Origin of the sequence: Cyanobacterium sp. uoEpiScrs1 (assembly GCF_947331815.1) — a bacterium.
Taxonomy (GTDB): domain Bacteria; phylum Cyanobacteriota; class Cyanobacteriia; order Cyanobacteriales; family Microcystaceae; genus Rippkaea.
Map to the genome: position 1 here is coordinate 2,155,751 of NZ_OX373462.1, position 26,927 is coordinate 2,182,677.

The following is a 26,927-nucleotide window of genomic DNA, read 5'->3' on the forward strand; positions in this document are numbered from 1 at the left end:
TTGTTTGTGTCCATCATACAATTTTGTGATAGGGATAGAAAAAAGTTGAATTTGACATTGCTTGTTTTCTAAGTTGGTATTTTCTTAATAAGTCCTAAAATAATAGCTATAAAAGTAAAAATATATACATTGATCATTAGACTAATAAAGTGATGATTAACATAAGTTATTTCATAAATCTAACCAATTAAAGAGGTAAAGCTGATATACAACATCTTTAAACTTAAGTATATATAATCCGCTATTAATATTTAGAAAACTTTTTATTACAATCTTAAGGTAAAGGATAAGAAATCGACATGCTAACTAGTTACCTTATTTATAAGGTAGTTACTATACTGAGTTCTAGATTACATTAAGACATTACGAACAGCAATGAAATAAAGTTAATATTTCATAATTAAAAATTCAAATTTTTTCTAAAAAGTAACTATATTTATTTATTATTTTGATTTTAAAAACATCAGCAAAAGCTAGTACAATTTTTTCGCGTACTTGTGATAATTTTATATTGGGGATAAATTGTTCTAAACTTCCTAAAGGTTTATCTTTAATTCCACAAGGAATAATTTCTTTAAATCCTTTTAGATCAGGATAAACATTCAAAGAAAAACCGTGCATTGTTATCCAACGACTAACCTTAATACCAATTGCTGCAACCTTATATCCTTCTACCCAAACTCCTGTCAACCCAGGTATCCTTTCTCCTTTAAGTCCATACTCTTGAAGTACTTTAATAATTACTTCTTCAAGTTGTCGCATATACCAATGTAAATCTTGTTGATAATAGCGTAAATTAAGAATAGGATAGCCTACTAACTGACCTGGACAATGATAAGTAACCTCCCCTCCCCGTTCAATACGATGAACTTCGTAAGCGGTAGTGGTGAGATTAAATTTCAAGAACTCTAGACTAGCTCCAGTTCCCAAAGTATAGACAGGGGGATGTTCAAGTAGTAATAGTATATCCTCTAAAGTTGGATCCTTTAAGCGTTCTTTAACAAGTGAACGCTGAGTTTCCCACGCTGATTCATAGGGTATAATTCCTGCTTGGTGGACAATACATTGTCGTTGTTGTCTCTGGTCGTCGACAGTCAGTTGGAAAGTTTCTCTCATCTAGTGAAGATAGTTCTAAGAAATATCAAGATATGTGAAGTAAAATGAAAAGAAAGTAAAAAGCAATGTTAGAAAGAGTACAAGCATGTTAGCCTGAAAGCGTCGGATGGTTCCCTTTACGTGAGAGATTGATGGATAAAAACCTGGGTCTGTTATTTTCTTTTGTTCGACCTCATACCTTGACTGTATTCACTAATCAAGAGATTAATAAACGTCCTAATATTCTTCAGCATTGATCCTTAAGAAACGACTAGAGTGAAACGAAAGACAAAATACCAATTGACTAATCTACGGGTTTATTTGACCTTGATATCCTATTATTAGTCTATCTTGGATAAGAGTTCAAATGAAAAATGGATAAACCACTATTAAGATATCTAAACAAAGTTTAGAAAACTAATGAAAGTGCGAAATCTCTATAACTTTAGTTTCGACTAGGAGCATAATAGGATGCTGATTTGCTTTTACTGCAAAGTGAATAGCTAGTTTCTTTATTGTCGTTTGATGTAAATGAGGTTTAGTTAACAATGGAGTGTAAAATATGAAGCTTTTAGTCCAAGGAAATAATATTGATGTTACCGATTCCATAAATGATTATGTGCAAGAAAAACTACAAAAAGCAGTCAAACATTTCCAAACAATGACAACGAAAGTTGATGTGCATTTATCGGTGGCTCGCAATGCTCGGATCATTGATAAGCATAAAGCAGAAGTGACAGTTTATGCAAATGGCACTGTTATCAGGGCCCAAGAAGGTAGTGAAAACCTCTACGCTAGTATTGACTTAGTTTCTGATAAAATTGCTCGTCAACTTCGCAGATATAAGGAGAAACTAAATAACAAAAAGCCTCACAATCCGCTCAAAGCGACAGAAATTGTTAAAGAATGTCTGATAGAAGGGGACTTAATTGGTGATCGTATTCCAGAATTACCATCTGAGGTAGTCCGCATGAAATATTTTGCCATGCCACCAATGACTATTGATGAAGCTTTACATCGGTTGGAATTGGTAGACCATGATTTTTATGTATTCCTCAATAAAGACACTGATGAAATCAATGTTATTTATATTCGTAATCATGGTGGATATGGTGTCATTCAACCTCGTATAAACAATGAAAATGGTGACAATGTTAACTAACTAATTTTATTTAGGTCAATTCTCCCTATGATATTGACCTCTCTTGCTTTTGTCTGTTAATCGATCAATTACTTAGAAAAATTATAATTAATGATTGTTCTCAGTCATGGTATTCTAATTATTTCCTGTTGAGTATACTGATAGTTTGAGTATGATTTGGCTAAATTACGGAAAAGTTTAAAAACCTAAAACAAAATGGGTAGATAAAGACCAAGCTTGGCATTTTTAAAAAAGTAAGTTGCCTCTGATTTACTTCCTAGATTTCTTAAGACTTTACTTGTGCCTGAAAACTAACTATTTTCCACGGAGTAATTTCAGAAAAGATTGGAATGAGTTCTTCTAAGAGATTCACTTTATTAGTAAATCTCAGATTTAGGCTAGTAGTTACAGAAGCTACAGTGGTCCTGCCTTCACATTCGTAACATCGTAAGACCCAAGTATTTGGATGATCTTCTGCTGGTTTAAGAGCTGACAAAATCAAGTTGTCTGAACCCAAATTTAAGAATTGATTGACTGGGGGTAATGTTCTATGTTGGGTAGTTTTATTTTGCAGAGGAAAAACCACATTTAGAGGAATATTTAATTCATACCCTCGCTGTACAGTTTTGGCCTCCTGCCAACTCCCTTGATGGGGATATATGGCATAAATAAAATGGTGTAGACCGCGATCACAATTAGAATCTGGCCAACGGGGACTTTTTAATAAAGTAAGTCTCAAACGATCACTTTGATTGTCATAACCATATTTACAGTTATTTAAAATACTGACTCCATAGTTTTGAGACTTATCTGTTAAGTCTGCCCACCTTAGTGCAGACACTTCCCATTTAGCTTTTTCTTCCGGAGTCTTAGGATAGTTTGTCCGTTTAATAGCAGCAAAAGGAATTTCATAGGTTGTATAGTCACTTTCTAAATTTAACGGAAAAGAACTTTTTACCAATACATGAGTTTCTTGCCAATTGACTGTTGTCTTGATTATGATGACTCTTGAGTTGACTCGTAAACTATAATCTTGGCAGAATTCTGAGTTTCCCAATTGTCGAACTACTCTTATTGTCCACTGTATAGGTCCCATTTCTAAACACTTAATGGTCTTTAAATTAGTTTCTGGTAAAGGCTTATTATTATAATTAGGGTCGATATTCCAGGCATCCCAATATTGACCTTTATCTTGAAATCCTTGTAATTGATTACATTCTCCTTTAACTACTTCTTGCTGGACTATTTTATCAAAAATACTATCTATATTTCCTGTTTTAGAATTAATAGTAACTTTTAAGTATTGATTCTCAAGATTAAAATCACTGTTATTGATTTGATATATATTTTCTGAAGTTTTGTCAGTAGGACATAACCAAAAAACACGATATCCAATTGAGGGAATATTTTTTGCTAAAAATAAAAGTTTATTATCGATTGATAATTGAGAGGTTAGTTCATTTCCTTCTAAATCATAAATTTCATAATTATTATCTAAGTCTGGACATTCAATTACTTCCGATCTCTGCCAATTTAGAGAATTAAAAATCATCAAAGGAATAGCATGAATTGTAGGGGGTTTTGGCAAATCAATTCGAGAGATAATAGCTTGCAAAGAATCGTCCAACAAAGCTTGACTAATTTTTATTACTTGTTGCCAATCTTCATTAGCTTGAATAAAAACTTCAGGAATAGAAGTTCCTGGTAAAATATCATGAAATTGATTGAACAAAACTTTCTTCCATGCTCTTTCTAAATCATTTTTTTCGTTAAGATTAATAGGCAGTCCTTGAACAATTGTTGCTATAGAAATCCATAATTCAGCTTGATATAGTAAATCTTCACAACGACGATTATAAAATTTTTGATCGGCATGAGTTGTGTAGCAACCTCGATGTAAATCTAGATAAAGTTCATCATTCCAAACTGGAATATAATCAGATGTTTCTCCTAATTTATCTAAATAATCAATTGTTTTAGTAAAACTAATTTTTGGAAAAAAAGGTGACTGTTTCCATCTATTTTGAACTGTTAACATATCACGAGTTGGTCCTCCCCCATGATCTCCAACTCCAGGTAACCACAAGGCATCTTTTAAACCTGTTTGTTGCTTCCATGAGATAGAATAATTAGTCATTTTTAGAGGATCAGTATTCATGACTCCAGCGACGTTTGGAGGAGAAATTAGAGTTAATAACTGGGTTCCATCAGGTGATTGCCAATAGAAAAGACCATAGGGAAATTTAACATTAGTATTCCAGTGAAGTTTTCCAGTTACAAAATATTTAATTCCACTCTGGTGGAAAATCTGTGATAGTTGCCAAGTAAAACCAAAACTGTCGGGAAGCCAAGCAACTTGGGTAATTTTTCCAAATTTTTCTCTAAAAAAACGTTGTCCGTATAACAATTGTCTCACTATTGATTCTCCTGACGCTAAATTTACTTCAGGTTCAACCCACATTCCTCCTAATATCTCCCATTTTCCTTGTTTATATGCTTCTAAAATTTTTTTAAAAAGCTGAGGACGATGTTTTTCCATCCATTCGTAAAGAACAGGAGTTGTATGTCCAAAAATAAGATCTGTAAACTCTTTCTGCAAGCTTATAACAGAAGTAAATGTTCTTTCTCCTACATCCCAAGTTTCATCAACTGGCCATAACCAAGCCATATCTAAATGAGCATGTCCTAATAAATTTAAAGAGTATTCTTTAATATTTTTAGCTAAAGGTTTCAGGATATTACGTAATTTAAATAAATGACAATTAAATTGTTTTTGATCATTGACAATATCCCAATTTATTTGATTAATTAATTGTTTAAATAAATTTATAGCTTGAGGTTCAAAAGCAGATAAATAATTATATAATATGGTTAATTCATCAGCGACAAAACCAGGATCTATTAAATTTACATCTGTTTCATAGATGAGTCTAGAACTCATTAATCCACCAATATCATGACCTGGACTAACTAAACGTAATAAAATCAAAAATTCATCTCTTGGTTTAACAGATGGACTTACCAAAATCCTTGCTGAAGAGTCAAATAGGTCACCTTCTTGTACTAATTTTTTATTAATAAAAATTTCTGCTTTTTCTGCCCACCAAGTTAAGGATAATCTTAGAGCTAGTCCCGACAAAGGATAACCTTTAATTTGCTTAGGAATTATAAGCTTTTTAGCTAACCATTTAATCTTTCTCCCTGCTGGCCAGACAATATAACCTTTTTGGTTAAGGTTAACAGGTTTCCAACTATATATGTCGATATCATCAAAAGAGATTTCCTCAGAAATACTAAGCCAAGATGATTGAATGTCTATCTGTGTCAATTGGCGAAGTTTATCAAAAATTTCAGTAACCATTACAGTTTTTTAGATATTTTTTACCAAAAATACTTTAAGTCTATAAGATAGACAAATTATAATAATCATTATAGCGAACGAAGTACGTTAATAAATATTTGTCTAATCTACAAAACATACACTATGTGTTAATAACTGTAAAAACACTAAAATCATCTCTTTAATTAGTCTAACAATAACTAATTTTTTACAAAAGTTTAACCGCATTTATTGGGTTAGAAACAAACAATATAATCTCCATAGTTTGTCAACTAATAATATAATATTTTTATTTTAATAATTTAACTTATTCCTAAAATACTAAATCCTATAATATTATTAATATAGACAATTTATTCTCAATAATTTAATTTCATAAACAATAATTTGCTTATAAATTATTGTTTATGAAATTAAATTATTGATAGTTTCTATTATATTGGACAAATATGTCTTAGACTAAGGAATATAATTCAATATTGTCCTAATTAACTCGTCATTAATGGATATCAAAATACTTACTGCCATATCTAGTAACTATATTTTTGTACTTCATGATCCTGTAAAGGATACTGCCGCTGTGGTTGATCCGGCTGAGGCTACTCCTGTCTTAAAATGTTTAGACGAGTTGAAAGCTAAATTAGTCGCTATTTTTAATACCCACCATCATTATGATCATGTTGGGGGAAATAATACTTTAATTAAAAATTTCCCCAATCTTTGTGTTTATGGAGGAATAGAAGATAAGGGTAGGATTCCTCACCAACAAGTATTCTTGAAAGATGGTGATCTCATTGAATTTGCTAACCGGAGGGGGAAAGTTTTATTTGTCCCTGGACACACTCGCGCTCATATTGCTTACTATTTTTTTCCAGATTCAACTCACGATACTGGAGAATTATTTTGTGGCGATACTTTATTTCTAGGAGGGTGCGGACGATTATTTGAGGGTAGCTCAGCACAGATGGTAAATTCTTTGGATAAATTACGAAATTTACCTGACAAAACTCATGTTTGGTGTGCCCATGAATATACGTTAAAAAATCTTCAATTCGCACTAACAGTTGATCCTAATAATACAGTCTTAAAAAAAAGATTTAATCAAATAAAAAAAATTCTCAGACAGAGACAAGTTACTGTCCCTTTTTTATTAAAGGACGAAAAACAAACTAATCCATTTTTACGGTGGGATAGTATTAGTTTGCAATTAATAACAGGTGCAAAAACCCCGAAACAGGTGTTTAGTAAAATTCGAGCAATGAAGGATAACTTTTAAAGTCAAATACAAATTGTTAAGCAAAAAGTTGCATAGCAATATACAACTTTGTAAGTTTAAATTAATATCTACAATTTTTGTGATCAAAATTTATATCTCTAATAACATCTTCTCACCAAACTACAAGGCAATTTTAATCTATTTTGTTATGAATTAATTATTGAATATAATTACCTTAAAGGTTAAATTATACACTCAGTTTTTTAGCCTGCTATTACGATAACACGTCCACTGTAGGTAAAATGTATATGTCCTAAATCAAACTCTCTACTCTGGCAAAAATATGTTGATTAACATATTTTGATTACGCATTTGAGTGGTTACAAAACAATGGTACTGCTTGGATAAACTTGAAAGTTTATCCAAGCAGTACCATTGTTTTGTAAATCTTGTAATTTAATTTTTTTCTTCTATTAACTCCTAGTTTTCTTGATTAAAATAATTCTCTAATGCCTCATTAACAATCTGATTCATCGGTCGTTTGTTTGTCTCGGAGAAGGCCTTTAGTTGGACGAATATTTTATCAGAAATACTGACCCGATGTTGATTTTTGCGGATACGACGCGGCTTGATAGGTTGATAATTTTCACTAAACGCTCTCAAAGAGGCAAAGCCAACTCGACGACAAAATTGACCAAAACTTTCTTTTTCTATCTTCTCTTGTTTAAAATAGACAAATAGAGGCTCTAAGAATTTCTCTATGTCTTTATCAAATAATTTTTGGAGGTAAGGTTCAGCCAAATTTGTTTGATTAGGACTTCCCCCTAACCAAATCTGGTAAGTATTTGGTGCACTCCCCACAAATCCTAATTCGGCCATGTAGGGACGGGCACAACCGTTAGGACATCCTGTCATCCGAATGACAATTTCCTCTGATGCCATATCTAATTTAGATAAAATCGTTTTAATCCGCTCAATAATCCCCGGTAGTACACGTTCTGATTCGGTAATTGCTAAACCACAAGTGGGTAAAGCTGGACAGGCTATAGAATAACGGGTTAGGGCATCAATTTCTTGAGGATCAGTAATTACACCACAATCTTGTAAAATCTCTTCGATTGTCTCTTGGTGACTAGCATCAATCTCATATAGAATAATATTGTGATTAGCCGTTAACCGCATAGGTAACCCAAATTGTTCTATTATACGGCGTAAAGCGGTTTTGAGTTGTAAATTTCCTTCGTCTTTTACTCGACCATTTGTAACTGAAATCCCTAGGAATAAATGACCATCTCCCTGTTCATTCCAACCTAAAAAATCTTGATATTTCCATTTGGGAAGTATCTTAAAAGTATCTAAAGATTTACCAAAGTATTCCTCGACTTTAGAGCGAAATTTCTCTATTCCCCAATCATTAATCAGATATTTCATTCGGGCATGACGACGTTGAACGCGATCACCATAATCCCGTTGAATAGCGATAATGGCTTTTAATGCATCATAGACATCTTCTTTCGCTACATAACCGATAGGATCAGCCATCCTTGCAAAGGTTTCTTCCTTGTTATGGGTGCGTCCCATCCCGCCTCCTACTAAGATGTTAAATCCTTGTAGAATGCCCTTATTGTCAGTTATCACTACTAAACTGACATCATGGGTATAGACGTCAACAGAATTATCCCCTGGAACAGTTACGCTGCACTTAAATTTACGGGGCATATAATTTTTCCCATAAATAGGTTCCTCCTTGTCAGCAAAAATAGTTTTGTTACTACAGCATTGACGAGCAGTAACTACTTCGGAGGGTTCTTCCGCACTAAGAAACTTTTCGCCATCAAGCCAAATTTCATAATAAGCCTCAGTTTGGGGTCTGAGCAAATCGGCGATTTTATCAGCGTATTCCCAGGCATATTGGTACTCAGGACGATTTTTGAACGGTACAGGGGGAGCCATAACGTTGCGGTTGAGGTCTCCACAAGCCCCAAGGGTTGATCCCATACTTTTAATAATTGCTGAAACTGCTGTTTTGAGATCTTTTTTCAAAATACCGTGAATTTGAAATCCCTGACGTGTTGTAACCCGTAAGGTACTATTTCCATAATCATCACTAAGACGATCCAGGGTTAAATATAGTTCAGCTGGAATAAAACCCCCAGGGTTGCGAGTTCGCAACATCATTTGATAATCTTTTTCTTGTCCTTTAACTCGATTATCTCGATTATCCTGCTGATAAGAGCCATGAAATTTGAGAATTTGAACGGCATTTTCTGTAAAATGAGTTGTCTCTTCTAAAAGTTCTGTAGCTAGAGGTTCTCTTAAAAAGTTACTTTTCTCTTTAATTATTTCCAGCTTAGATACCTTCTTGATGGATGAAACTGAAGTATTGACCATTTCTATAAAATTAAACTAGGAACACGTTCGGATCTTCTCGCCCTTAAGCTAAGTTAGATTTTGATTCATACCCTCAAATCTTAACGTTATCAAGTCATATTAATTCTTTAAAAAATATGATAGTTCTTACAGATAGTGTTTTGAATTACTACTATAAAATATTTTCTAATTTAAAGGACTTTTTATAGTAGATAAACAACCTGATTCTTACAGAAAAATACTCTTATATTCCTGATTATTTATATGTGTTTTCTATCTTAATTTATATCTTAACTTTTGTTTTTAAACTTTCGTCTTATTTTGCCTTGCCTATTGTCTATTGACTACTCTAAACTAGAGGGTAGAACAATCAAATTTAACAGACATTAATTAACAGACATTAGTTAACAGGTATTTATGGGTAATATCTTCGGACATTTATTCCGCGTTACCACCTTCGGCGAGTCTCACGGTGGAGGAGTTGGAGTCGTCATTGATGGTTGCCCTCCACGCTTAGAAATCTCTGAAGCCGACGTTCAGCTTGATTTAGACCGTCGTCGTCCTGGACAAAGCAAGATCACCACTTCTAGAGAAGAAACCGATGCCTGTGAGATTGTATCAGGAGTTTTTGAGGGAAAAACTCTAGGGACCCCCATAACTATTCTCGTTCGAAATAAGGATGCGCGATCACAGGATTATGATGAAATGGTTACGAAGTTTCGTCCTTCTCACGCAGATGCTACCTACGAAGCGAAGTATGGGATTCGTAACTGGAAAGGAGGAGGGAGGTCTTCAGCAAGAGAAACTATTGGACGAGTAGCCGCCGGGGCAATCGCTAAAAAAATTCTCAAACAAGTAGCAGATATGGAAATCATCGGTTATGTTAAGCGGATAAAAAACTTAGAAGGAGTCATTGATCCATCAACAGTTACCCTCGATAAAGTAGAAAACAACATTGTACGTTGTCCTGATGAAAAAACGGCAAAGAAAATGATTAATTTAATTGATCAAACTCGACGAGATAATAACTCTATTGGTGGTGTTGTTGAGTGTGTGGCTCGTCAGGTCCCTAAAGGGCTAGGACAGCCTGTTTTTGATAAATTAGAGGCAGATTTAGCAAAAGGTATGATGTCTCTTCCAGCCAGTAAAGGGTTTGAAATTGGTTCAGGATTTTCCGGAACTTTATTAACCGGAAGTGAACATAATGACGAATTTTATATAGATAAAAACGGGGGAATTCGCACTATTACCAATCGTTCAGGAGGCATTCAGGGAGGAATTAGTAACGGAGAGAATATTATTATTAGGGTTGCTTTTAAACCTACAGCAACTATTGGAAAAGAGCAAAAAACAGTAAATAGAATGGGAGAAGAAACCACATTAACTGCAAAAGGAAGACACGATCCTTGTGTATTGCCTCGTGCTGTTCCTATGGTGGAATCAATGGTCGCTTTAGTCTTATGTGATCATCTCTTGCGTCAACAGGGACAATGTGGAGTGATTTAATTAATGGTTAATAGTCAGTGGTTAATGGTTGAAGTATGAGAAAGATTACATCAGTTATTCTAGCTGGGGGACATGGAACGCGAGTTAAACATTTACTTCCTAAAGTTCCTAAACCTATGGCTTCTGTTGCTGATAAACCTTTTTTGGAATGGATTTTAAGATATCTGAAATCTCAAAAAATAACCCAAAATATTCTTTCAACAGGTTATTTGTCAGAAATAATTGAAGCACATTTTCAGAGTCAGCCTATCCCAGATATAGAGGTTTATTGTTGTCAAGAAAAGCAACCGTTAGGAACTGCCGGTGGCTTTCTTAATGGAGTTAAACAACTTAATATTTCTCCTGATGCTTGGTTGGTGATGAATGGGGATTCTTTAGTAGTTGCTCAATTCAATGAAATGGTAAGTTATTTGGATGATTATAAGGTTGATGGAGTTATTCTAGGAGTATCTACAGAAGATACTTCTCGTTATGGTTCTTTAGTCATTGATGAACAAGGAAATCTTATAAGTTTCGCCGAAAAGTGCAAAGGTTCAGGAATCATTAATTGCGGAGTTTATTTGTTTCGTCATCAGATTCTAGAAGAGTTTCCATCAAGACTTCCCCTAAGTTTTGAATATGATATTTTTCCAGTATTACTCAAGAAAAAAATGCTAATTAAAGTTCACCAAATCAAAGCTCCATTTTTAGATATTGGAACTCCTGAAACTTTACCAAAAGCAGAAGCTTTTATCTTAGAAAACTTTAGCCAACTACTCGACCCATGCTAATTTCACGCGCACCAGTTAGAATTAGTTTCTTTGGCGGTGGAACCGATTATCCTGAGCATTTTCTTCAACATGGAGGTGCAGTATTAGCAACTTCAATTGATAAGTATTCTTATGTTACAGCGACCCCATTTCCTAGTCATTTATTTGATTATTTAATTCGGGTATCTTACCGAAAGGTAGAATTAGTTAGAGCTGTTGATGAACTAGAGCATAATGTTTATCAAAAATGCCTGAAATTCTGTGGTTTGGAAAAGGACATTGAGTTGCATAATGTGGCTGACTTACCGGCGTTCACCGGGTTAGGTTCTTCTTCCGCTTTCACCGTATCTTTACTTCAAGCACTACATAGCTTTAAGGGGGAATTTGTAAAGCCCTTGGATTTGGCTTATGAAGCCATTTATGTGGAGCGCCATTTAGTTAAAGATCGAGTAGGATGTCAAGATCAATTAATGGCAGCAGTGGGGGGATTTAACTTAGTAGAATTTAGAACTGAAGAAGATATAATCGTCACTAGAATTCCTCTATCTCCCCAAAGATTAACTGAATTTGAATCTCATATTTTTATTGTTTTTACCGGAATTAAACGCAAAGCATCTCAAGTGGTGGCTAAGCAATTAAAACGAGTTGCTGATAATACTGATATTCTTAAAAAAATGCGCAGAATGGTTGACCAAGGATGGGATATTTTGACCACTAACCAACCATTATCTGCTTTTGGAGAATTATTGCACCAAGCGTGGATAGCAAAACGTAGTTTGGATACTATAATTTCCAATCCAGAAATTGATAGTCTTTATAATTTAGGTCGAGAATCGGGGGCTTGGGGTGGTAAGCTATTAGGAGCGGGAGCGGGAGGTTTTATATTGTTTTTTGCGCCTCCAGAGTCACATAAAAACCTAAGACAGGCTTTTATCCAGCATGAGGTGCTTTCCGTCAAAATTAATGCCCCGGGTTCTCAAATTATTTTTTCATAATTTAGATTAATTCTCTATTTATTAACTTTATTTCTAACTAATCCTCGCTCTAATTCTAAATTAGGCTTTTCTACTGTTGTTTAAGGACGAGTAAACCTATACGGCTATCTAAATGAATGTAACCCAACTATTTGTCAAATTATAATTTTTCTTCAGCTTTTTAGGGGTTATGTGTTTGATATAGCTATTGAATTGGACGCCTTTGTATTGATAAGATAACAGACTAATTCTATGTTAGGGGGCGCTGCCAAAAACCTAACAGACGGGGCAATAAATAATGTCTTTGATTATGATTAATTAAATTATAGCAAGCAATTATCTTGCCTCAAAAATCTTCAATAGCTCAACAAGAACGCCGTCAAAATTTTAGAAAAATGCAATCCTAAAAATTTATAAGAATACAACTCGTAGAGTATATGGTCAATAGTGTATGTTACCTAGAGAAAAATTGTTAAAAGAGATTAAAAACAGGGAAGCGATTTCCCTTATTATTGATCAGGCAGAAATAGCCTTGAAAACTTGGGAGATTATAGTCAGTGACTTCCTTTGTCCTTCTGTTATCAATGAAGTTCAAAGACTATTTCAAGGATTAACCGAAGTTGAAATTGTGACGTGGGGAGGATATTCTCAAGCAGAACGACAACGAGTGGGTATAGCTCGTACTGAAATTTCTTTGAATACCTCTAAGATTCCACTAACCGTCCTGCATATCGCAGGAAACTTTTTATTTGATCCTGCTAATCATCGAGATTTCTTGACAGCAATTTCAGGAATAGGAATTGTCCGCGAAAAGATGGGAGATATCGTAGTATTAGGGGAACGGGGAGCACAAGTGATAGTCGTTCCCGAAATAGCGGAGTTTCTTGAAAATTCTCTTGTTCAGGTGCGTTCGGTTCCGGTCAAAACTCACTCAATAGCATTAAGTGAATTAAACATTCATGCTCCAAGAACTAAAAAAATAACTACTGTAGAAGCTTCCATGCGTTTAGATGCAGTGGCCTCAGCAGGTTTTGGGATATCTCGAAGTAGAATGGCTAATGCAATTAATTCAGGAGATGTACGAGTTAATTGGAAAGATATTACTCAGGCAAGCCATGCTGTTGAATCTGGAGACTTAATTATTGTCCGAGGTAAAGGACGTTTAGAAGTTGGGGAAGTTACTATCACAAAAAAACAACGTTATCGGATTCAACTAACTCGGTTACAATAGGAGTATACTTCATCTAGTCTATTCCTTTTTGTAAGGTAGATAAGAGTTGTTTATATTGTATCTATCTAAGAGCTATCTTTATGTTTATAGAGGATTTAAAAGTAGCTTTATTTCTGTTTTATTGCCATAAATAGTTAGTATTCTCTCTCTCTTGATTTTGGGAGAATAGTATTTGTGCAAAAATTTAAAGTATTTATTTTGACTTCTGTACAAAACATAAAAAATTTGCTAGGTTATGTATATGTAATTAGGTCAATGAGAGAGTTCGGTTAAAGTAAAAATAGGCAGTTGCATTAATAGCCTGATTTAGACAGTCGAGCATCGAGATAGATATTACTCAAAAAGCAAGTTGGGAATAGAAAAATAGCTTAAAGTGATTGTAGGAACACATGTGTCCTTATTAAGTATTTAGTTAATAGAACGGAAATTATCTTCATCTTTAACATTGAACTAGCTTACTAGATATCAGACTTAATGTTTTATTACATATCCTAACTATATTAATTAGGCAGAAAATGGCTAAATCAACTGACAGCATCCGTATATATTTGCAAGAAATTGGACGAATCCCTTTATTAAGTTCTGAAGAAGAATTTAACCTTGCCTCTCAAGTCAAGGAAATGACATTCCTTTCAGAAAAAGAAAAATTAACTATGGAAGAACGAACAGCAATAAAGCTAGGAGAACAAGCAAAGCAAAAAATAGTTAAAGCTAACTTACGTTTGGTTGTTTCCATCGCTAAAAAATATCAAAATCGTGGATTATCTTTGTTGGATTTAGTTCAAGAAGGGAGTATTGGGTTAATGCAAGGAGTCGAAAAATTTGATCCTGATTTAGGATATAAGTTTTCTACCTATGCTTATTGGTGGATTCGTCAGGCTATTACACGAGCAATTGCTCAACAAGCGAGGACTATTCGTCTTCCTATTCATATCATTGATAGCCTTAATAAAATTAGGAAAACCTTGCGGGAACTTTCTATTGAATTAGGACGAAAACCTACAGAAAAGGAAATAGCTCAAAAGCTAAAGATTCCTCTAGATAAATTACGAACTATCAGCCAGGCTGCTTATAAAACAAAATCTCGTAGTTTAAATATTGTTCTAGATGAACATAATACAGAATTGGAAGATATACTACCCAATGAAACAAGATCACCAAATGATTTTGTAAGTCAACAAGAACTTGAATCAAAAATTGATGAGTTATTAGATAATCTACCACCTCGTCAAAGAGAAATTATCACTTTACGTTATGGCTTACAAAATGGGAAAAGAATGAGCTACAAAGAGATTAGTCAACAATGTGGGTTGAGCCATGAAAGAGTACGATTACTAAATAATAGAGCGATGAGAACTCTAAAACAAAAAGCCACCCCTTTTCAAGAATTAACAGGATAAGGCACACTATAGGATGGGTAATGCCACGTCGGGATCTTATTTTGAAGCGTATAAATCGTGACTCACCTTAATACCGATTTAGATTCTATCCAATTTAAAATCTAATGGGATGGTAAGTATTTTTAAGATTAACGTTTCATTTATTGAACTTAGTAAGGCATCTAGTGTCATGTCAAGGATAATCTGATTTGGATACAATACCTCTAAAAAAATATTAGGACAGAATTTTGTAGTTACTATGAATCCACTGTGGGTGGAAATTATTAACGAGGAACTCCTTGAATAACTGGGCGAATCCCTGTTCCATCGAATGGACCTGGATTACCACTCCAATTAAAGTCGCTGATTCGTAAGCTGATAGAACCTACTTGAAGACGGCTGTTATAACGTAAAAGAATATTATAAGTGCGGCGACTATATTCAAGAAATAAATCCGTGTTTATTTCATCATCAGTATCAATATTTAAGGCACTTTGAACCCCAAAACGTACAGGTCCATACAGCTGTTGGGTTAATGCCCAAGAAATAGTTTTAAGATCTGCAAAACGGTCAAATAAAAATGGAGAAGGATCTCCACGCAGCGCCTGACTAAAGGAGAGATTAAACCCTGTATAATCGAAAAAGGGGCGAGAAAAATTACCTAACTGTCCTGAAACTCCAATACTGCCCGAAATTGAAGGTTGAGAATCACCATTGCCATAGAGACTAGCCACTCCTGTTACACTAGTAGAAAGTTGAACAAAAGGTAGTACGGGGGTAGAAGTATAACGCAGCCCTTCTCCAGAAGTTGGAGGTAAAGCTTTTCCTACCCACAACATAAAGGGCCGGCTTACTGATGCAGCCCCTTGAGTACGAAAGAGGGTAACACGATTATTTTCTCTGGTTGAGGCAAGTAATTCTGGTTGATCCGTGTCTGCATTAACATTTTGTAAAGATGCTTGATAACTCAGCTGCAGTAACCCCTTTTCATCGAGAGGAATTTGAGGAGATACAAAAAGTAAACCCAAACTATCTCGGACAGTTTGAAAACCTAAGGATCCATTAAAAAGACGTTCACGATAATTATATTCAAACCGTAAATCATTAACCATATTGAACAAAGGAACCTTCTGTTCAATATAGGTTTTTGTTCGGACATGTTCTTCAGTTCGGTCGTTGAAATCCAAACTCGTTAGTGAAGTTCGGGAAAACAATTTAGTGTTCCCACTAAAGTTAGCCTCAACTCTATTGATGAATCCAAATGTTGGGGGACTGATAGCATCAATATCATCTGTGTCTGCATCAAATAGATCAGTGTTGGGATTATCTGTAGTAATACTGTCGGGAAATAATCCTTTTTGAATATAGTATTGGGGCTTAAATTCCCAACTTACTGTGTCATTATCGACCAGATTAAATCCCCGTTGTACATATAATCCTCCACGATCACGGTCATCATAACCGAAAGAAATTACTCCAGGTTGGCGATCACGCCGGTCTAAAATCAACCTATCTTGAGTAGGAAAAGAATTTGTTTGGTCAAGCACTACTCGTGAGTTAGTCAATTTTACTTCATCTACCAATGGGGCAATGTTGCGAAATGTTGCTGTTTCTGCTCGAATTTCTAATTCGGGGGGGGAGAAGGGATCATTAGTTAGACGAGCATTTGTGGCACTCCATCCGTCTCCATCAAATTCCATCCGTTCGGCCTGAAAGCGGATGCGATTTATTTGTCCTCCCTTGGACGGTACTTGGGTCGCTGGTAAATTAGGAACATCAGTTCCTAGTCCTATGGACTCTTTTCCAAAATCAAAAGAAGTGCCGAAACGAAACCCTTCAGTAGTAGTAATTCGTTGTAGAGGTTGACTGACTGCTAGGCGTTCATTTAATGTTTGGTTAGGAATATAATCATTAGTAGGATCATTAGGTAATCCTGGAGAAAAGTCTTTTCCTGTTGTAGGTTGATAAATCTCCCCATTTGCGCTGAAAACCACCCCTTGATCTTGCACAAAATAATACTCAAACTTTTCTCCTCGTAGGGTTTGCTCACCTCGTTCAAGTACAACTTCTCCCTCGGCGACAACAAATTGATCGGGTAGGTTAACACGTAAGTGCTTTGCCAATAAGACCCCATTAGCAAAGCGCATTACCACATTGCCCTCAGCATAGACTACCTTCTGTTTAGAATCATATTCCTGCCTATCAGCAATCAATTCCACTATCCTTATTGCTTCTTCTGGGGGTGAGGCGTTATCTGACCGGGGTAAGGGTTGAGAAATAATCTCTAATGTTTGTTGATTAACAGAAGTTTTTTGTCCTTTTGCTGTAGAAGAAGTTAAGATTTCAAATTCTCGTATTGGTCCCCCTCGTTTACGGGTAATAAGACGATGGACTGTATTTGAGAGGCTATCATAACTTTGATTTGGACTAAAGCTCAAGTTAGGAACAGCATTAACTACTGTTGATGTAACTTTTGTTGAAGACAGTTGACCAACGGAAATCGGCTTTCCTAATACCTCGGCATTATCGTCTTTAGGTAAAGAATTAGAGGGTAAAAACTTAGTGGGAATTTCTTTTGGGTCAGATAGATAAAATTCAATAACTCCAAGAGGTTTTGCTACTGGAATTTTTCTAGAGGACTCCAACGGTGGGGGATTAAGCACCGAAATTGGTATCTCAGAAATAAGGAAGGAGCGTTTCCCAAGGAGGGTGTGAGCGGACAATTCTTCAGTCAGAATTTCCATGTGATTGCCTTGGGGGTCAAGGGCTATAGGTTGAATTAGCGCGGGCAGATTAGGTGGCGGGACGAATGGGGGCATCTTTTCGATAAAATCAGGCTTAAAGGGTTAATTGCTACCTGCAGCGTGACTCAGCAGAAGAACGTTCTGGACGAGGTAAATCTCGTCCCTATCGTCTTAATCACCTAAGTTAACACAGTCAAATTATGCTTACTCAAAATCTGTCGGTCTATGGTCTACGAGTTGGGTCACTCGATAGAAAACCGAAGACAAATAGAGAAATGAATAAAGCAACGACGATATAAACTGCAATTTTTATGGTTAGCATCTTATTTTAATCTCCTGATTAAAATGGACTCCAGTTTTCAAATAAACGTTTCATCTTGCTAACTTTAGCTTATTTTAGTATTGAGTTGGAAAGAAATGGTCAGAAGACAACAGACTTATTGAAGTATGCCGTAATATAGCGATAAGATGATCTTAATTTAACTAAAATAATTGGCCGTGTACAAAACAGATAACTATTTTTTAGCTTGAATCTATTTTTATTTATAAGGATTTGAGTGTTAGTATTTATGACTAAAATACTTAAGTTAGTTTTGACTCTAATCTTATAACAAATATTATTACTATTAGTTTTATATTTTACACTTTAGGTTTACATTTAAAATTGTAGTGTATCAACTCGAGTTATCTAAACCATGTAAGTATTTTGATATTAATATCTGATTTTATAGACTTTGAAATCATAGTGTATAGTTAATCTTTAATACATTATTTTGCCGACAACTATATTAGTTCTTATATAAAAATATATTTTTTATGTTTTTGAACACAACTTAAGTTTCGTATCATTAAATGATTTAATACAAATACTGCTTTTAAAAAAAATCACAATTATTGTTAGTGTTTTAAGTTAACTATTAGTACTCTTTATATCAAAATTAATTTTAGTTACTCTTGATTTTTATGTTGGAAATCTATTTTTTGATACTCAACGATATTATTTACTAATAAAATATTTATTTATGGTATAGTTTACTATCTTTTGGTTTACTGAATATTGAGTTAAGCATTGATTTCCGAAAATTAATATAAATATTAATTTTCTTAACTTATATGTATCTTGGGATAAGGATTATTTTGTTTAGTTTAACTTTGTCTAAAACAAATATACTTATCATCCTACGTATTGGAAATAAATAAAATTAGCTCAATAACTTATTTCTTTTAAAAGAAAGAGATAAACTAGAATACTATTTAGTTAGTTTACTCTCTCAAAATTTTTATGTAATCCTACGCTCAGTCCATAAGATACGCATATGTTTTTTTCTTAACTAAAGTGCAGTTTAACTCCCTGAAACCGTTCCTGATTTTTTATGATTTGGTAAAGGGTATTGTTAATCTTCCCTGCATCAGAAAGATAATAAAGATAAGATTGCAGTAAAATAATACGGTTTTTCTTAAGTTAATTTATTTATATGTAAACGCGATTTAGGGCAATTAAATTACTTTTAGTATCAAAAATTTAGCAGTTCACCAGCTTTGAGGTATTCTGTTGATATAATTTATACTACCTAAAAATATATATCTATTAAACGTTTTTTAGTCCATAATCAATTTTATTCCAAACGATTGTTAAACTAATGTAGACTGCATTGCCGGTAAAAAATACCGAATCATGATTTTCAACAACAATATGATTTTTATAGGTATCCGCATCTCTATAAGGTAGTTTTCAAGTACGTAGTAGGAGAATAATAGAGCAAATAACCATCTAAACGATAAGACATTTTATCTACCAAGTATAGGGATAAAACCTCTGTATACGATATAAGAGTATAAATTTGGTTCAGTTCTAACTCCGTGTTCCGTCTAGAATCAATGTCTTTTACGGTCAAACAAAACATTTCCTGCCTCTTCAAAAGAAGATTAGCCGACACGTCATAAACGGTGAAAATATTCTCCTCGAACTATTTTTTTGAAGTAGGGCTCTTCTACATAGCGTTTCTTATTGTAAAACTAACTTAAGATAACATTATTTTTCTAGAAACCACTCCGCATTGGCGATAAATACTATCATCTGGCTAACTTTCGAAAAAAGTTAGCCAGATGATAGTATTTATCGTTGTGCAATGAAATAATGACATAATCACAGGTTAATTGATGAATATTCTCTGTCATCCATGGAACAATAACATAACTTATGTTACGATGCCTGAAAGCGCATATAGGTAAATGAATCAAATCAATTGTAATAAGTACCGTTTAAAAAGCAATCAACAAACGAGATACTACGGCAACTAATTAACCGCTTAGAGAAGAGTTTATTGCATTCATTGCTAAGTTATTTTGTAGGCTAATTTTTTATTGTACTCTGTTAGGTTGCTTTTCTTTAGCTTATACTTAGTTACTTATTCATAACTTATAAGTTAAGTGCTTATTTAACAGATGTTAATAACAAAGAACTAAAGCAGTATTTGAGATATTTTATCCTTAATCAATTAAGTGATTATGTTCTTAATATCTATCACCTAATAAGTGTGTTTTTTTACTTACAAAACGCACTTTTGCTATACTTGTAGCTGCAATTTTGTGTTTCAATAAATAAATTTTAAATTAGGTTAAATTTAACATGTCGCAAAACTAATTTTTGAATTTCTATATTTTTATTTCAACAACATATACCTAATAAATCGAAGTACTGTATATTATTTCAATTTTATGGAAATAATATCTAGATTTTTAATTGGACAATATTGAGTCTAAACTTAACAACTGGGTAGTAAACCGTAAAATCTTAATTAAAAACAAAGTGAACTAATTAAGTTCTAGTAATCATCAAAGATATAGATTAATTTTATAAAATTCTCAATAAAAATATCTATATTACAACAGATTAAAATTAATACTCTTAAGGACAATACCCTTAGAATAGAATTGATATTCTTAAAAAGAATACCCTTTACCGTTCCAATCGAAAATCTAAAAATTTCTACTATAGGAGAAAAACTAAATGTTAGAAAGTTATTATAAACACAAAGAAGAACGTGCAAAACTTGGAATTCCTCCCTTACCCTTAACAGCTAAACAGACTTCACAACTATGTAAATTTTTAAAAAATCCCCCCAAAGAACTTAGAGAAGAACTTTTGATGTTACTACGAGATAGAGTTCCCTCTGGCGTAGATGAAGCAGCTTATGTTAAAGCAGGATTTCTAACGGGGATAGCTAAAGGTGAAATAACCTGTCCTATAATCTCCCCTCAAGAGGCAGTGGACTTATTAGGAACTATGATAGGAGGCTATAATGTACGTTCATTAGTTGAACTACTCAAATTTCCTAATAAGGACTTAGCATCAGCAGCAGTTACTGCATTAAGTAAAACTATCTTAGTTTTCGATGCATTTAATGAAGTCTTGGAATGTTCGGAAACTAACTCTTATGCCAAACAGGTTATCGAGGCTTGGTCTAATGCTTCCTGGTTTATAAATAAACCTAAAGTCCCTGAGAACATTACTGTCACTGTCTTTAAAGTTTGTGGAGAAACCAACACGGATGACCTCTCTCCTGCCCCTCATGCAACTACAAGACCAGACATTCCTTTACACGCTCTAACTATGCTAGAGTCCCTTGTCCCAGAGGGAATAGAGACTATCACTAGACTCAAAGAGAAGGGTTATCCTGTTGCTTACGTAGGAGACCTTGTTGGGACGGGTTCCTCCCGTAAATCTGCTATCAATTCTGTTTTATGGCACATTGGAAATAATATCCCTTTTATCCCTAACAAACGTTCAGGCGGATATATTATTGGCGGAAAAATTTCTCCTATTTTCTTTAATACAGCTGAAGACTCCGGTGCATTCCCGATTGAATGCGATGTCAGCGCGATGGAAACTGGAGATGTTATCATTATCCATCCATACAAAGGAGAAATTACTAATCAAGCAGAAAAAATTATTGCAACCTTCGTCCTTAAACCTGAAACTATCTTGGATGAAGTACGTGCAGGGGGACGTATTCCTCTACTTATTGGACGTGCGTTAACTGATAAAACCCGTGATGCATTAGGACTTGAACCTAGCCCTATTTTTACTCGTCCTATTCCCTCTATCGAAAACAAAGGAAAAATGGGGTTTACTCTAGCACAAAAAATGGTGGGTAAAGCTTGTGGTTTACCTGGGATTCGTCCAGGCAGTTCTTGCGAACCTATAATGACGACTGTGGGTTCTCAAGATACTACAGGACCTATGACCCGTGATGAACTAAAAGAATTAGCTTGTTTAGGGTTCAATGCAGACTTAACCCTGCAAAGTTTCTGTCACACTGCGGCTTATCCCAAACCTGTCGATGTCAAAATTCATAAAGAGTTACCAGACTTTTTTTCAACTCGTGGAGGTGTCGTGTTGCATCCTGGGGATGGTATTATCCACTCTTGGTTAAACCGAATGTTATTACCTGATACAGTCGGAACCGGAGGTGACTCTCACACTCGTTTCCCTCTAGGTATATCTTTTCCTGCAGGTTCGGGATTGGTTGCATTTGCAGCAGCATTAGGAGTAATGCCTTTGAATATGCCGGAATCAGTGTTGGTTAAGTTTACTGGAGAATTACAACCTGGGGTAACCCTACGGGATATTGTTAATGCTATTCCTTGGGTAGCTATGCAAGAAGGGAAATTAATCATTACTAAAGAGCAAAAAGTTAATGTTTTCAATGGACGTATCATGGAAATGGAAGGTTTACCGACTTTAAAAGTTGAACAGGCATTTGAATTAACGGATGCTACTGCAGAAAGGTCTTGTGCTGGTTCTACTATTAAGTTAGGAAAAGAGACTGTTTCTGAATATTTACAATCCAATATTGCCTTAATTAAAAATATGATTATGCGAGGTTATCAAAATTCTAAAACTTTAATACGTCGTGTAGAAAAAATGGAACAATGGTTAAAAAATCCTATATTATTGGTAGCCGATGAAAACGCTGAATATGCAGATACTATTGAAGTCAATTTAAATAAAATAACAGAACCTATTATTGCTGCACCAAATAATCCAGATAATGTTAAATTAATGTCTGAATGTTCAGGAGAGAAAATAGATGAAGTATTTATTGGTTCTTGTATGACAAATATTGGACATTATCGCGCTGCTGCTAAAATTTTAGAAAGACAAAAAATAGTAGAAAATAGTGATTTGCACGTACGTTTATGGATTTGTCCTCCAACTCGAATGGATGAAAAACAGTTACAGGAAGAAGGTATATACGAGGTTTTTACGGCTGTTGGTGCGCGTACAGAAGTACCTGGGTGTTCCCTCTGTATGGGAAACCAAGCACGTGTACAAGATAATACAACAGTATTTTCTACTTCTACTCGCAACTTTAATAATCGTATGGGAAAAGGGGCCCAGGTTTATCTTGGTTCCGCAGAATTGGCTGCAGTGTGTGCCTCGCTAGGAAAAATCCCAACAGTTGAGGAATACATGACTATTGTTACAAAAATAATTGACCCCCTTTCTAGTCAATTATATCGTTATTTAAATTTTAATAAAATTGATAAGTTTTGAGATCAAAAACTAGCTTTTTATTTGAAAAATACCAGTAATTGAGTATATTAGCTGGTATTTGAGTATTAATTTTAAGTTAAATAATAAAGTGGGTAATTTCTGCTTCACTAATAATCTATTAGAACAAGCATAAATTAACGTAAGTTTGAAAAAAATTGGGATTGGGTTGAGACAGAGAAGAAGTAGATTTATATCTAGGGCAGCATTTATTGAAGTCAGATGTTTTTATCGTAAACTAAAACATAGATTTTTACCCAAGTAAAATTATCTATATCAAAACTTAAGTACTATAATTTTATCTTTTGTCTAGAAGAAGTACAATTATAATAATTTCTTTTTATCGGTAATAGTATATAAACTTCAAATATTTTCTAGTCTAGTTAGATATAATCGTAGGATTATGTCTATGTTATAGACAACAATATGACTGTGTTACTCTCTATATATTTATAGATAAAACATTATATAAATTACTAAGGTTTTAGTATAACAAATTAAATTTTAAAAACTTAGTTGTACAGGACTAAAATTATATGGGAATGGGATAGCATCATAAATTAAAACTTTATTCAAATAACTACTGTAAATTTAAAAAAGTTTAATTTTTTTAAATTTACAAATAAAATTATTACTGGCAATTATCTAAAGACAAATAAGAAATAAGAAATCAAAAATAATATATAATATTTTTGGTTAACCTATTAATTAAAAAATGGAAATTACATATTAATATTAAATTCTTAAAAAAAGTTTATTGTTTAAATTTAAGCTCAGCAGATAAATAATACTTACATCATTATTTTTTAAATAGTTACTTAAATCAGATATTAGCATTTTCGTAATAACAATATGACAATCCTATATGTACTTTTGATATTTATTTACATATAAAAGAATAGTTTTTACACTTCATACTTATTATTGTTTATTGATAACAAATAAACTAATTTCGATTAAGTTTATATAATTAGATGATATCAATCGTACATTAGTTTGTGAATTCCACCAAAATAGTCTAGAGCCAGCCGCTCAAAATACAGCTAATTTATCGAACCCCATTTATGGCTACATATTAATCCGCCCCAACAATTCAATTATTCTAGAATAGTAATCTCTGCTTAAGTGGTAGGGGAGTGTTTCTAATAAATAGAAGATTTTAATATAAATGAAATCAACTCAAAAAACTGTAATTATTACAGGGGCTTCATCAGGAGTCGGGTTACACACAACGAAAACTCTTATTCAAAAGTGGAATTGTCACGTTGTCATGGCCTGCCGTAATTTAGAAAAAACCCATAAGGTAGCCCAGGAAATAGGTATCTCCCTAGACAGCTATACAGCCTTACCTATTAACTTAGAAAGTTTGGAAAGTGTTCGACAGTTTGCAAAAATTTTTCAGGATACTGGAAAATCTTTAGACGTTTTATTGTGTAATGCCGCTATTTATATGCCATTACTCAAAAAACCTTTGCGATCACCTGAAGGCTATGAGTTAACCATGGCTACTAATCATCTGGGACATTTTCTTTTATGTAACTTGATGTTAAATCATCTCAAGGATTCACCCTTTTCGGAACCAAGGTTAATTATCTTGGGAACTGTAACTCACAATCCCAATGAATTAGGTGGAAAAATTCCACCACAACCCAATTTAGGAGAGTTTCAAGGATTTATAGGAGGCTTTAAAAACCCTTATTCTATGATTGACGGAAAAAGCTTTAAACCCGTGAAAGCTTATAAAGATAGCAAAGTATGTAACATTCTGACCATGCGAGAATTACACCGACGGTATCATAAGTCGACTGGTATTACTTTTAGTTCTCTCTATCCAGGATGTGTGGCCAATACAGCCCTTTTCCGTAACCATTATCTTTTGTTTCAAAAACTATTCCCTTGGTTTCAAAAACATATTATTAAAGGATTTGTTTCTGAGGAATTAGCAGGAGAGCGGGTGGCTGCAGTCGTAGCTTCTCCTGATTATAATCAATCGGGAGTCTATTGGAGTTGGGGAAATAGACAAATAAAAGATCGTCTGTCTTTTGTAGAAAAAGTCTCTCCCCAAGCTAAAGATAATGAAAAGGCCAAACTTCTGTGGGATTTGAGTCTAAAGTTAGTAGGACTCACTTAAATCTTAAACGGCAAGATTTGTAGTTGGACTCATCAGCAAATCTCTAAGTATCGTTGGTCATATGAAGAGATACTCATCAATTATGGTAATGGTTGAAAATTTTCTATAGAGGTTTCTGGCCCAGCTCGACGATTTTGTGGAGAATAATAAGCAATGGCAAACATCGGTAAGGTAAGTGTTAATAAAGCGATTGTGGTTCCTATAATATAAGCCCACCTGTGAGTTGGAGACTCTACAACCTTCCCTGACGAGGTACTATATTCCATACAAATGGCTGATTGACCTGAACTCAATAAATTGTCATCAATGAGGTTTAAACTATAACCTCATTACTCTCATTGTAATAATTTTTTCTTGATAAGTGTTAATATTGTTAATTCTTAATTAAATCTCGATTAAATTTATAGAAAATGCCCCTGAAGAGTAGACAGTGTTATTAAGCAATTAGAGGCTAAAATGATTGACGTTATGTCCTATAACTAAATAAATAATTAAATCTATAATATGTATGTAACTAAACTTGACAGCTAATTTTATGTCATGCAGCAATCCTAATTGTTTTTCTGAATATCCCCTAAGGAATTTGTCAAGAAAATAAATGTAGAAATATTCAAAGATAGAATAAAACACTCTATATAAACTAGTATCAATAATTATTAACGTTCTTGGTCACTTCCAATTAGTAACTAGCAACTGTACTGTAGAAAGTAGAGAAAAAGTGAATAGAGTCAGCTTTGAGTAGAGACCAAGGTGTATTTGTACAATAACAGTATGCACAACTGGGAAGAGAAGTCTAACCACCACAATATTAACTATAGTTTTTATTGAAAATAAATATAATTGTCGATGCACCCAAAATTTATAATAAACGAGATCTAACATTATCTGGTTATTACCTTTATCGTCTATATTATTATCAATAATAATTAACTGAGAGTGTATTGTTAGTAGCTTTGGTGTATCTATTATCGTACCAACGATAAACACTAAGTTTGCATTAACCTCTTTTCAGGAGTACTCGATATCTTTTCCTGTTTTTATGTGCCCCCAAGCTTTTATTTTTCTAGCATGCACTAACATGTATTCAAAGAATTCGTTAACTCTTAGAGTTAGGATAAGCTAGAGGTGGGCTTGACTTTTAGGAAATTAATGACCACATCAGCTCTCATCGCTTCTTTAGATAGACTTAGATAGTTAAAACTATCGCTATTAATAAAGTAAAGTTTACCTTTGAATACTATAACAAGAGCCTCTATTGTTTAGGTTGAAGGGAAATAGGCATTGGCATTTGCGACTCCCAATATATTCTATGACAGCAAGACGATCCCCAAATAGAGATTCTACTCCCATATCTTCAAAGTCTTTTCTGTCTTATCTTCAAATAACTTGACTATTATAGTGAAGTGTGTTTTGTTAGTAGTAAATACGTTCTTTAATGAAGTTACTTGCTGTTAAAAGATTAGGTTTTAGTAGGATATGTTTGCCTAATTCAAC

Annotated in this window: 14 protein-coding genes and 1 pseudogene; 9 read left to right on the forward strand and 6 right to left on the reverse strand. The window is 33.9% G+C overall.

Annotation, left to right across the window (positions count from 1 at the left end):
• Window positions 1-408 precede the first annotated feature (408 nt).
• A complete protein-coding gene (gene lipB / locus OXU93_RS07450; RefSeq protein WP_267383574.1) occupies window positions 409-1,116 on the reverse strand; it encodes a lipoyl(octanoyl) transferase LipB in 708 nt (235 codons plus the stop codon).
• A 541-nt stretch (window positions 1,117-1,657) separates the two neighbouring features.
• Here lipB and hpf point away from each other — a divergent pair.
• A complete protein-coding gene (hpf, locus tag OXU93_RS07455) occupies window positions 1,658-2,257 on the forward strand; it encodes a ribosome hibernation-promoting factor, HPF/YfiA family (RefSeq protein ID WP_267383575.1) in 600 nt (199 codons plus the stop codon).
• Window positions 2,258-2,522: 265 nt separating this feature from the next.
• Here hpf and OXU93_RS07460 read toward each other — a convergent pair whose 3' ends face one another.
• Complete coding sequence (locus tag OXU93_RS07460; RefSeq protein ID WP_267383576.1) at window positions 2,523-5,597, reverse strand: alpha-mannosidase; 3,075 nt, start codon at window positions 5,595-5,597, stop codon at window positions 2,523-2,525.
• Between the two features lie 481 nt (window positions 5,598-6,078).
• On the opposite strand from OXU93_RS07460, the gene gloB reads away from it, so the two are divergent.
• Window positions 6,079-6,852 carry a hydroxyacylglutathione hydrolase gene (gloB, locus tag OXU93_RS07465; protein WP_267383577.1) on the forward strand — a complete coding sequence of 258 codons (774 nt, stop codon included), beginning with the start codon at window positions 6,079-6,081 and terminating at the stop codon, window positions 6,850-6,852.
• Between the two features lie 420 nt (window positions 6,853-7,272).
• On the opposite strand, the gene sir is transcribed toward gloB, so the two are convergent.
• A complete protein-coding gene (sir, locus tag OXU93_RS07470) occupies window positions 7,273-9,183 on the reverse strand; it encodes a sulfite reductase, ferredoxin dependent (protein WP_267383578.1) in 1,911 nt (636 codons plus the stop codon).
• A 396-nt stretch (window positions 9,184-9,579) separates the two neighbouring features.
• Between sir and aroC the strand changes: the two genes are divergently transcribed.
• From aroC to OXU93_RS07495, 5 genes are all read left to right on the forward strand, one after another.
• Entirely contained in the window at window positions 9,580-10,668 is a 1,089-nt protein-coding gene (gene aroC, locus OXU93_RS07475; RefSeq protein ID WP_267383579.1) for a chorismate synthase, read from the forward strand.
• A 35-nt stretch (window positions 10,669-10,703) separates the two neighbouring features.
• A complete protein-coding gene (locus tag OXU93_RS07480) occupies window positions 10,704-11,438 on the forward strand; it encodes a nucleotidyltransferase family protein (protein WP_267383580.1) in 735 nt (244 codons plus the stop codon).
• Complete coding sequence (locus tag OXU93_RS07485) at window positions 11,432-12,412, forward strand: GHMP kinase (protein ID WP_267383581.1); 981 nt, start codon at window positions 11,432-11,434, stop codon at window positions 12,410-12,412. Before OXU93_RS07480 ends, OXU93_RS07485 begins: the two co-directional genes overlap by 7 nt.
• 430 nt (window positions 12,413-12,842) lie before the next feature.
• A complete protein-coding gene (locus tag OXU93_RS07490; protein WP_267383582.1) occupies window positions 12,843-13,622 on the forward strand; it encodes a photosystem II S4 domain protein in 780 nt (259 codons plus the stop codon).
• A gap of 515 nt (window positions 13,623-14,137) precedes the next feature.
• Window positions 14,138-15,022 (forward strand): sigma-70 family RNA polymerase sigma factor, encoded by an 885-nt coding sequence (locus tag OXU93_RS07495; RefSeq protein ID WP_267383583.1) that lies wholly within the window; start codon window positions 14,138-14,140, stop codon window positions 15,020-15,022.
• Window positions 15,023-15,285: 263 nt separating this feature from the next.
• Here the strand turns inward: OXU93_RS07495 and OXU93_RS07500 are convergent, their stop codons facing one another.
• Both OXU93_RS07500 and OXU93_RS07505 read right to left on the reverse strand, forming a co-directional pair.
• Window positions 15,286-17,820, reverse strand: coding sequence for a DUF3769 domain-containing protein (locus tag OXU93_RS07500; RefSeq protein WP_267383584.1), 2,535 nt, complete (start codon window positions 17,818-17,820; stop codon window positions 15,286-15,288).
• A gap of 148 nt (window positions 17,821-17,968) precedes the next feature.
• Entirely contained in the window at window positions 17,969-18,067 is a 99-nt protein-coding gene (locus OXU93_RS07505) for a photosystem II reaction center protein I (RefSeq protein WP_267383585.1), read from the reverse strand.
• 2,688 nt (window positions 18,068-20,755) lie between these two features.
• Here OXU93_RS07505 and acnB point away from each other — a divergent pair.
• Together acnB and OXU93_RS07515 are read left to right on the forward strand one after the other, a co-directional pair.
• A pseudogene (gene acnB / locus OXU93_RS07510) lies at window positions 20,756-23,302 on the forward strand (bifunctional aconitate hydratase 2/2-methylisocitrate dehydratase); the annotation flags it as partial.
• A gap of 1,168 nt (window positions 23,303-24,470) precedes the next feature.
• Window positions 24,471-25,433, forward strand: a complete 963-nt coding sequence (locus OXU93_RS07515) for a protochlorophyllide reductase (protein WP_267383587.1) — start codon at window positions 24,471-24,473, stop codon at window positions 25,431-25,433.
• Window positions 25,434-25,513: 80 nt separating this feature from the next.
• Here OXU93_RS07515 and OXU93_RS07520 read toward each other — a convergent pair whose 3' ends face one another.
• On the reverse strand, window positions 25,514-25,699 hold the full coding sequence (locus tag OXU93_RS07520) for a hypothetical protein (protein ID WP_267383588.1): 186 nt from the start codon (window positions 25,697-25,699) through the stop codon (window positions 25,514-25,516).
• Window positions 25,700-26,927: the final 1,228 nt, after the last annotated feature.